The sequence below is a fragment of the Janthinobacterium fluminis genome, from assembly GCF_028595325.1.
Lineage (GTDB): Bacteria > Pseudomonadota > Gammaproteobacteria > Burkholderiales > Burkholderiaceae_D > Janthinobacterium > Janthinobacterium fluminis.
The window spans coordinates 1-4,305 of sequence record NZ_JAQQXR010000029.1; the positions used below are offsets into that span (position 1 = coordinate 1).

2 protein-coding genes are annotated in these 4,305 nt (G+C 60.5%); both read right to left on the reverse strand.

Annotation, left to right across the window (positions count from 1 at the left end):
* Positions 1 to 136 precede the first annotated feature (136 nt).
* Entirely contained in the window at positions 137 to 994 is an 858-nt protein-coding gene (locus OIK44_RS25560; RefSeq protein WP_273675070.1) for a hypothetical protein, read from the reverse strand.
* Positions 994 to 3,888: a TonB-dependent receptor domain-containing protein gene (locus OIK44_RS25565; protein WP_273675071.1), complete on the reverse strand. Its 2,895-nt coding sequence runs from the start codon at positions 3,886 to 3,888 to the stop codon at positions 994 to 996. Before OIK44_RS25565 ends, OIK44_RS25560 begins: the two co-directional genes overlap by 1 nt.
* Positions 3,889 to 4,305: the final 417 nt, after the last annotated feature.

Genomic DNA, 4,305 nt, shown 5'->3' on the forward strand with positions numbered 1-4,305 from the left:
TCCCGAACAGGACCGTGAAACAACTTTGCGCCGATGATAGTGCTGCAACCAGTGTGAAAGTAGGTTATCGTCAGGCTAGTTATATTAAAAAAGCCCAGCAGAGATGCTGGGCTTTTTTTCGTCCATCGCATTTAGCTTACTCGTTGCTTTCCGCCTTGTTGGTCTGAAGCAGGGCCTGGCGCCGGTAGGCTTCAATGCGGCCTTCGCGCTTCATTGTCGCCAACATCGCCGCCAGCGGAGCGGCTAGCGCGGCGTTCTTCTTGTGCAGGAAGGCGTGCACGGGGAGGGATGTCATCAAGGCCACTTTGTGGATCTTTGTCGACTGGAACTCCGGTTTCAGCGTCGCTTGCTCCACAGCCTCTTCGCTGTCGATGTAAATGTCGGTGCGGCCGAACGTCAGTTTCCGCAGCCCCAGCACGGTAGTCGATACCGACGACAGATAGGCGCTATCTATCCTGCGCGACAACTCATCTTCAGATGTCGACACCCCGGCACGGTATTCGATCCGCAGGCTGGCGCGTGGCAGGCTATCCCATCCGTCTTGCAGCACCAGCGGCTGGATCGCAAACGCAGTCAGTTGCGCCGATATTGGCGATACGCTGACCAATATCATGTTCGGGTGGGTGTGGCTGTAATTGGCGGCCCGTGAAATTTCGCCATCGACCTGGCCGTGATCGGCCAGCGCACTGGCCCTTTTTGCCGGCACGCCCAGCAGTTCGAATCCATAGCCGAGACGGCGAAAGGCTTCATCGTAGATCAAGCCCAACCAGACTCCCTGCAGCGACTTTTGCATCTCGGTCGATGCCGCCAGCACGATCTTTCTTTGCTGCTCGGCCGCGGCGGCACCGTATTGGCAGGTGATCAGCAAGGCCAGCAAACTGCTGTAGAGCGTCTTGCACTTCGGCACCCGCATCCGCCGGGCAGCACGTTGCGGACCTGGATAGTCAGAGGGCGGCGCCGCGCGCTGGGTGGTGAGGTGATGACGGATCTGCATCAGAATTTGAATGTCGTTCCAAGTGTGAAGTAGCGCCCGACCACATCGTAATTCTGCGGGAAGGTATTGCCGCTATTGGTGGAGCTCGTTCCGATTGTACCGCCGACGATGGGCGGCATCCGATTCAAGACGTTGCTCACAGACAGGTAGACATGCGCGGTGTTGCTGATGTTCCAAGCCAGACTCAGATCCAGGTAGTGGGCTGGGGCGATCTTGGCGAAAGCGGGAAGGAAGTCGATCCCGCCGGGCTCCTCGATGGCGCCGCTCAGGTAGCGCCAGTGGTAGCCGATGGCATACCGGCCGATATTCCAAGTGCTGCGCTGGCTGAATTTGCGGCGGTAGTTCGGGCCGCCGCAGGCGGTGCTGTAGTAGCCCAGGCATTGGCGGTTCCGCGACAGCGGCGTAGCCTGGAAGGAATACGACTGCACCTGGTTCAGGGCCAGTTGCAGGTCCAGATTGCCCAGTCTGCTTGAGCCGCCAAGGTCGGCGAGGTTCAGTTTGTAGCGCACATTCAGATCGAAACCGCTGGTTGCCTGCTTGCCCTGATTGGACAAGGGTGTGCGCACGCCGGCCGCGTCATTGCCGCTGAAGGTGCCGTTGCTTGGGCTGCGCTGTATCAGCGCGCACCACGCGTTGAGCGTCAGGCTTGGGTTGAGCAACGGGCTGTAGCAGGCGTCCAGTACCTCTGTTACGGCGGGGCGCGACAGGGCTTGATCTATCGCGATCCGATAGTAGTCGAGCGAGAGCATCAGTTTTGGGTGCGGCTCCAAAACCAGGCCCAGCGTCACGGTGCGCGCTTGCTCGGGAGTCAGGTTGGGGTTGCCGCTGCTCTGACTGTTAATTTGCCCGGCCGATGGTCTGGGCAGATTGCCGATGACGGGCAGCGGCACCCCTGACAGCAGGCAGAGGTGGGACAGCGTTCCTGCCACTTGCGCCTGGTTCTGGTTGATCAAGCTCAGCTGACAAGGGTCGACCGCCAGGTTGGACAAGGCATTGCTCGCCTGCGGTGCGAATAGTTCGTTGATGTTCGGGGCGCGCACGGCCTGCTGCGCCATGACGCGCAAGCGCAAGGCGCTGACCGGCTGCCATTCGCCGCCGTATTTGAAGCTGCCATATCGCTGCCTGTTTTGTGCGGCACTAAATTCAGTATGGCGATAGGCGAACGACAGGTTCAGGCTGCGCATGCCCGGCCGGTCGCGCACCATGGGGAGCAGCGCTTCGAGCGATAGCTCGCGCATGTTGATCTCTCCGGCGCGATCCGGCGTCGGGGTGGCCGATCCCAGCACTTCCCCCGGCAGTTGTGATGGCAGGTCGGACGCGGAGTAGGCTTGCAATCTGCGCCGCTCGATGGCGACGGCCAGGTTGGCGGGCTGGGTGGACCAGGGGCTGGTGGCGGGAAGGTTGCCGGAAAGGGTGAGGGCGGCCACGTCCTGGCGTACCGATTGCTGCAGCAGGGAGTCGAGGTTGAAGAACTGGATCATGGCGGGCGTCACCGTGCCGACCGGCCCGAATACATTCAGCGGCACACAATTATTGCTGGGGTCGACACAGCTGACCTTGTTCAACGCGTTCAGGGCCTGCTTGACGCGGGAATAGGAGCCATAGTCGCGGCGGCTTTGCAACTGATCGGAGCGGCCCCGGTTCCAATATGCGTCGTATTGCCAGCCATGGGGCAAGGCGCCCTTTAGCCCTATCGTGTATTGCAGCACCTTGTTGTCGAAGTCATTGGCGCGGCGTCCCATTTCGATAAAGCGTCGGCCCAGCGTCATGCCGACGGTGGTCGGATTGCCTGCCGCGCAAAGCGCAACGGGAATGCCGCGCCGCGCGCAGATTTGCTGCCGCATCGGCTCAGGCATGAACGGGTTGCCGATCGGAACGTTGTAGACATTGAGTGCCGTTCCGGCTTCTGCCAGCGTGGTGGCGACGGTACTGCGGGTATGGAAGAGATCGAGATAGAGCTCAGTCTGCTCGTTGACAATATAGTTGGCCAGCACGGTCGACTGGGTGCGCCGCAAGCCTGTGACGTAATAATTGAGTGGATTGAAATTGTAAAGGGCGACGGGCTGGACCAGTGCGCCGGTGGCTGGATTGACTTGCCAGTTGCCGGCCAGTGCATCGCTGCCGCCTGGACCTTTGGGAACGCTGACCAGGGTGGGAACGGTCGTGCCGGAACCGGCGGGCTGTGCGGTGACCGAGTCCAATGAGCTGGCGCCGAAACTGCGCTCGCCCTGGAATAGTGGCGAGGTTCTGGTCTGGTCCAGATTGAGCACGACATTGCCGCGTCCTTGATTCCATGCGGCGCCGGCCGTCACATCGGTCCGCTGGCGCGCGGTGTCGCCGCTACCCGACTTGCCATAGGAGGTGGACAATTCGACGCCCTGGATTCTGCGCCTGAGCTTGAAATTTGCGACGCCGGCGACGGCGTCGGCGCCATACGCGGCGGAGGCGCCGCCGGTAACCACGTCGACGCGGCTCAGCAAGGCGAGCGGAATGGTATTGGTGTCGACTGTTCCGCCGAGGTTGAACGGCACCAGGCGACGGCCGTCGATCAATACGAGGGTGCGGTTTGCGCCAAGTCCGCGTAAATCGATCGTTGCGCCGCCGATACTGCCGAGGTTGGTGGCCGGGCCGCTGGCGGGAGCTGCGCCAGGCAAGTCCTTAAAGAACGCTTCCACCGCTACGGCTTGTGCGCTGCGCACTTCGCCGGCGCTCACTGACAGAATCGGACTGCTTGAGCTTGCTCCTGGAACGGTGATACGTGTGCCGGTTATCTGAACCACTCCGCCTGTTGTCCCGCCGGCTTCTTGCGCGAATGCGGAAAGGGCGGGAAGGAGCAGGCCGCCCAGGATGGCAGTGCGGGCCAAATGACTGGGCGTGTTGCGCGCGTGAGCCATGCCTCCTCCGTGATGGTGAAGCTAGAGTTTCAGCCAAGAATGGGGGAAAAGCAGGGCTAAGTCAAGAATTCAACCTTGCCATCCAGAATCGCCGCGATTGTGCGATTTTTGATTGTTGCGGCCGCTTGGCCTTGTCAAAGCAGATGGCCTTTGCTATAGTTCGCCTCCCCGCAAACGGAGCACGCAAATGACCGCGGCGCAGAGTGAGCGGGGTAGAAAAGAAGGTTGACGAAATGGCCGAAACGCTGCATACTCTTCCTTCTTCGCGGCTGACAAACAAAACGCTTTGTCGCCAGGCCGCAGCAGCACAGAACAAGTTCTTTAAAAATTAACAGTCGATAAATGTGGGCATTTGATGATGGTGCCGGCGGACTTCGGTCCGCCGCATACTTAAATTATTAAATGCTCGCGAAAAAG